This is a genomic window from Mongoliitalea sp. (assembly GCF_054166905.1).
Genome location: NZ_JBSZCK010000007.1, coordinates 1 through 5,995 on the forward strand (window position 1 = coordinate 1; position 5,995 = coordinate 5,995).

Consider the following 5,995-nt stretch of genomic DNA (forward strand, 5'->3'; position numbering starts at 1 on the left):
CGCAAGTTTTGTATTTTTGTACATGATGTTTTGGTGTAGTGACTATAAACATCATAAATTTTAGCGAGGCATCATAGCCTCGCTATTGTATTTTTCTAAGATATCCAAAAACACGCAGTGTTTTTGTCGGATGACAGTAATATTTATTCATAACAACTAAATAAAAATCAACATGAAAAAGCTATTTTCAGTCTTATTCGTCGGACTCATGTGCTTCACTTTAGTCAACTTCAATTTATCCGCTCAAGAAGAAGTTGTTGATGCGTCCGACTTGCCAAATTTATTTTACACAATTTGCAATGAAAACACAAATGTTATCACTCACATTGGGTGCGCCCCAATCCCTGGTGATTGTTTTGATGAAATAGAAGTAAATTAATTAGATCAAAAGACTATTCACTGTTTTTACAAGTGAATAGTCTTTTTAAAAATTTAGATTGTGAGGTTAACAAATTTATTACTCTTGTTTTTAATTACCGCCTGCTCTCAAAAGAAAGCTGAGCAGGCAGTTGCAAACAGCTCAAACGAATCAAGCATTGTTTTCAAACTTGATGATAATTCCTCAAACTTTATATGGAATTATCGTTACTTCAAAGGAGAACTCGTTAACTATAATCATACAACCCATAGTTTCGATTTTTTCAACGAGAAAGGACTTAGCAAGCGCATATATCTGGAAAAAGATGGTCCCAATAGAATTCCCTCCGTATGGGGTTTTTTCATTGATCAAGACGTTATTTTTATATCGGGACAGGTGGGGGAATTGATCCTGATTGACCTAACTGGAAATGTAAGAAGAAGGTACAGAGATTTGAAAAATAGTTCGAACATTTTGATCACTCCTCACTTCTTAGCATACCATCAGCCGCTTATCAGCAAGGGTAAATTTTACTTTGAGGCACTCCCATTCCAAAAATTAAATGCAATCCTATATTCACAAGCACCTTTAATGTATAGTTTGGATATGAAAACGGGCGAAGTTCAAGAAATAATGAATTATCCCAAAATTGGATCTGATAAAGTTATTTCTTTACAATACAACATATCAAATTCAACCATACAGCTTGACAACACAACTATCCTAAACTTTTCTCACCACCCTGACATCTTCAGTTACTCTAAAGGACAGTGGATTCAACATCGAATCAACTCGAGTTACTTTAAACCAATCTCGGCTTTTAAAGGAAGCGTTGATGATGAATTGGATGCACGTGAGCATCTATTTGATAATGGTATTTACAAAGCTTTAATTTATGACCCTTTTAGAAAACTGTATTATAGAATATACACTTTACCACGCTATCCTGGGGAAGTTGATTTCAGGAGAGATCCTTATCTGATGGTGGTTGATGAGAAGTTTAATCTCATAGAGGAATTCCCTTTTCCCCAAGGTCTGAGTATCCAAGGCCACTTTGTACATCAAGATGGCTTATATGTTTATAATGCTACACATGCAGAAAACCATGAAGATGAGATTAAGTTTGATCGAGTTTACCCCAGATGAAAAATTCATAATCTCCGTTAATTAAAATTCATTTTTATAGCATCGATCTCTTCGAATGAACATGTTGTTTTCGAGATTCTCAAACAGTTTTTGAACCATTTAATTTATTGAACGATCTTCATTCTGATCAAATATGCCAAGTCTTCATCTGTGTTTATTTCTACAGCATCCAAAATCCTCTGCACGGAAGCAGGATTGTTCTCGGTATGATAGGATTGGAACTTTTCTGGATCTAGGATAAATAGAACTTCATTATCAGCGTTTAAGAGGCGGGGATTCCCTACAAATCTGAAGAACCCATTATCTACTCGCAAACTAAATATTCTAGCGGAACAATCCTTTTTTAAATCAATAAAGGCCGTTTGAACTTTAGCATCATAGGTCATATTTAGAAACAGATAATTTTCATTTTTCAGGAAAAGACTACCTACAAACCTTACCCTGTCTTCGGGTCTTACTTGAGACCTTGTGTTGTCTTGAAAAAAAATCTCCCTATCCAATTTGAGATAATCTGATACAAAATCAAGCTCGTAAATTAAATCAAAATCTTGGCTATCAGTGTTGTATCTGAAAACCTGGTGACCAAAAGGATCACAATAATAAACTCCATCGTTACCTTGTTTCAAAAAACCTGAATAAGGAACAATCGCATTGGAGCGTTTGGGATCAAATGGAAAATACTCTCCCAGCATATTCCCCTCCAAATCAAATCTGTAAACATTGAAATTAGAATCAGTAGGATTGTTGGAAACATACACCAGAAATTCGTTTTCTGAAACAAGCTCAATTTTTTGGGCAAAAGCCGTTAACTGAACTTTTTTCAAAAATGCTCCCGTCTCTATCTCATAAGAAAACAAAGCTAGATCTCCCGGCGAGAAGATGAATACCGCATTGCCCGAAACAAAGAAGTCATAGGCAGAAACAAATTCTCCTGGACCTCCGCCCATATTTCCAAAATTTCTAATAAACTCCCCCGTTTTACTAAAGTGAGATAACCTCGTGGAAGACCCATCCAAAACAAAAATCCCGAAATCATTTTCAAGCACCCTCGTAAAGCTCAATATGGTTTCAGGTCCGCTTTTAAGGGCAATAACATCGATCAGAGAAAATAAATCCTCAATATTTTCAAAAGGAGCTGGAATTTCATTCAACAAATGGATAGGTCTAGAGTCCATTTCGCCAACTTTCTTGTTGCTAGTACACGAAAGTAAGCTAATCCCAAACAGAGCAAGAAAGAAATAGTTGGTTTTCATTTTAAACATAGCATAAAATAAATCAGTAAAAACAGCTCGAACAATTTACATTTTTTTAAAATGTCCCCAAAACCTTATTTTTTCCCTTTCAAGCTAAAAAACACCTTGTTTAAAATAATTCGCACTACTTTCCTCAACATTCTTCCCTATGTTTGCAACAAATTCCAACTGAACAGGTTTGAGAATTAGTCCCAATGCAAGCATTTAGAAAAATACTACCCCTATTCAGCCAATTTGCGCTAGCCTTGATGCTCAGCATCTTGGCCAATGGTGTATTGTTTTTCCATACACATGAGTTGGAATGCGGCAGAATCATCACCCATGCCCATCCGCTGATTACAGAAGAACAGCAAGAACTTCCTGACCATGGCCACAGTGAACTAGAATTAATAGTACTGGATCTCATTGCCCATGCGGAATTCTTAACATACGACTATCAAGTTACGCTACCTGTGATAGCAGTAACAGAACAATTTTTAGGTTTTGTCTATAAAATACAGGAAGCTACGGTCAATTTTCCGATTGGCTTTGATTTAAGGGGACCTCCTGCTACAGCTTGATTTCTTTTTATTCTAATTCCTTTACTTCTTAAAGGACATCAAACTTTCTGTTTCAATCATTTACGCAGTAAATCTTACATGAGATATTTATTACTAGTTGCTTTTGTATTCCTATCGGTAGGAGTAGTGGCAGCACAAGACTTTCAACTTTCAGGTAAAGTTGTGGATGCCAATAATAGCCCTATCCCAGGAGCTTCGATTTTCATTCCCGAACTCAATAGAGGTGTAAACACAGATTTGGATGGTAATTTCACCATCAGTGGCCTACCTGACAGAAATATTACTATCCGAATCACATTTGTTGGCTATGCCAATAAAATTGAAACCATCAAGCCTTCTCAATTTGGAAAATCTTTGGTAGTCAAACTGGAAGAATCCATCACCTCTTTTGATGAAGTAGTGATTTCAGGGGCCTACATCATGAGCAAAGAAAGCTCGCCTATCAATATTGAAAAAATCAACCGAACGGAAATACTCAAAATGCCCTCTCCATCCCTCATGTCTGCCATTGCGCGGACACCAGGTGTATCGGAAATCTCCCTAGGACCGGGTATCAGTAAACCCGTAATCAGGGGGCTATCCTTTTCACGTGTGCTTTCGCTTTACCAAGGTGCTAGATTTGAAAACCAACAATGGGGTGCGGACCATGGGTTGGGATTGGCAGAAACAGGTATAGGAGACATTGAATTGATCAAAGGACCTGCTTCCTTGATTTATGGTTCGGGCGCTATGGCTGGAGTGGTGAACTTGATTGAAGAAAAAGATGCCCTAGCAGGAGAAATCGAAGGAGATGCTAACCTAAGATTCTTCAGCAACTCTCTCGGTGCCCGCTCAGAAGTAGGTATCAAAGGTGCTGGAGAAAGTGGATTATTCTGGTCTCTCAGGGGTGCCTTAGAGTCCCATGCAGATTATTTGGACGGAGATGGCAATGCTGTGGGAAATACCCGATTCAACACTCAAAACTTGAAGGCAGGAGTTGGTATCCGCAAAAGTTGGGGTGACACACGTATTCGCTACACTTATCTCAAGCAGAAATTAGGGATTTTGGAAGAGGATGAATTGGACGAACTCGTCACTACTAGAGGGGATAGAAGTATTCAACTACCTTTCCAAGATGTTACTGATCACTTTTTAAACTCAGAGACAAATATTTTCTTGGGTGAAGATAAAATCAAAGCAACCTTTGGTTACCATCTCAACTTCCGGGAAGAAGTAGAGGATGATTTCGATGAGGTAGATCTTGGTTTGATCTCCCGAAACTTCATGTATGATGTGAAATACTTCAAGGGGTTAACACCCTATTTGGAAGCCATCGTGGGTATTCAGGGTTTCTACCTCAGCAATATCAATTATGAAGACGCGGGGGAGTTTTTGATCCCGGATGCCATCAAAGATGATCGTTCTGTATATGCACTATTGAACTACAACAAAGACAAATGGGTCTTACAAGGTGGTTTGCGATATGATTACAGAAAGGTGACAGCTGATGCTTCAGCGGCACGTTTTGTGGATTATGGTTTTATACTTCCCGAAAATCCAACAGACCGAAGATTAGAGCGTACTTTTGACGGAGTAACCGCAAGCGGTGGGGCTACCTATCGTCCGAATAGCACCTGGAGATTCCGACTAAATGTGGCTCAAGGGTTCAGGGCTCCGGATTTGGCAGAATTATTTTCCAATGGTCCACACCCCGGAACCAGCAGATTTGAGCGCGGAGATGCTAGCTTTGGACGAGAACAAAATATCCAAACGGATTTTGGTATTCGCTACAGCAAGCCAAACTTCAGCATTTCTGGAGAAGTATTTTATAACCATGTAGACAATTACATCTTCTTCTCTCCTACGGATGAGCGCATCAATGACTTGACTGTTTGGGTATTTGAACAAGCAGATGCTCGATTATACGGAGGAGAAATTGAGTTAGACATCCACCCTACTTCGGCAAAATGGATAGCCTTTTCTACAGGTTACAGCACCGTCATCGGTCAGCGCAGATCTGATATGAGCTTTTTACCTTACATTCCGGCATTCCGATGGACACAAACGGTAGATTTTAAATTGAAAAATGCAGGCGTTCTTAAAAATCCATACATCAGTGTTTTGGGAAATCTTGTCTTTGATCAGAATAGGTCGGCCCCTCTTGAAGAAGTTACGCCTGGATATTACTTACTTGGTCTCAATGTGGGAGGAAACATTACAGTTGGGAAAAATACTTTGGATGTCTTCTTGAGTGGTAGCAATATTCTTAACAAAACGTACCTCGATCACATGTCTTTATTTAGACCTTTTGGCGTGAATCAGCTGGGAAGAAATATTGCCGTGAATGTGAGAATACCGTTTTGAGAGGCGAGCTTGCCTACCGTAAGGTAGGAGTTTAGAGAGAGAAACAAGAGACAAGAATCAAGAATCAAGACCTATCTACACGTTTACCGTAGAAGTCTGAAGACTTCAATTAGTTTGGGTCCAAGTCTATAGACTTGAACCACTCTTCGATAACATCAAATCTGTGTAAATCTGCGAAATCTGTGGACCACCTTCCTTTGCGAGCGTTGCGATCAATCGTAGCGCTCGTGGCGTGAAAGAAGCGGTGGATGAATTGATACTTGGAGAAATTCAGATAAAGACACGTTTACCGTAGAAGTCTGAAGACTTCAATTAGTTTGGGTCCAAGTCTATAG

Annotated in this window: 4 protein-coding genes; 3 read left to right on the forward strand and 1 reads right to left on the reverse strand. The window is 38.9% G+C overall.

What is annotated here, in order from left to right; all coding sequences use genetic code 11:
- The first annotated feature begins 463 nt into the window (after positions 1-463).
- Positions 464-1,504 (forward strand): DUF4221 family protein, encoded by a 1,041-nt coding sequence (locus ACXIUD_RS01530; RefSeq protein WP_458050876.1) that lies wholly within the window; start codon positions 464-466, stop codon positions 1,502-1,504.
- Positions 1,505-1,608: 104 nt separating this feature from the next.
- Here ACXIUD_RS01530 and ACXIUD_RS01535 read toward each other — a convergent pair whose 3' ends face one another.
- Entirely contained in the window at positions 1,609-2,766 is a 1,158-nt protein-coding gene (locus ACXIUD_RS01535) for a 6-bladed beta-propeller (RefSeq protein WP_458050877.1), read from the reverse strand.
- Positions 2,767-2,951: 185 nt separating this feature from the next.
- Between ACXIUD_RS01535 and ACXIUD_RS01540 the strand changes: the two genes are divergently transcribed.
- On the forward strand, positions 2,952-3,317 hold the full coding sequence (locus ACXIUD_RS01540) for a hypothetical protein (RefSeq protein ID WP_458050878.1): 366 nt from the start codon (positions 2,952-2,954) through the stop codon (positions 3,315-3,317).
- A 78-nt stretch (positions 3,318-3,395) separates the two neighbouring features.
- Positions 3,396-5,660 (forward strand): TonB-dependent receptor, encoded by a 2,265-nt coding sequence (locus ACXIUD_RS01545; protein ID WP_458050879.1) that lies wholly within the window; start codon positions 3,396-3,398, stop codon positions 5,658-5,660.
- The last annotated feature ends 335 nt before the right edge of the window (positions 5,661-5,995 follow it).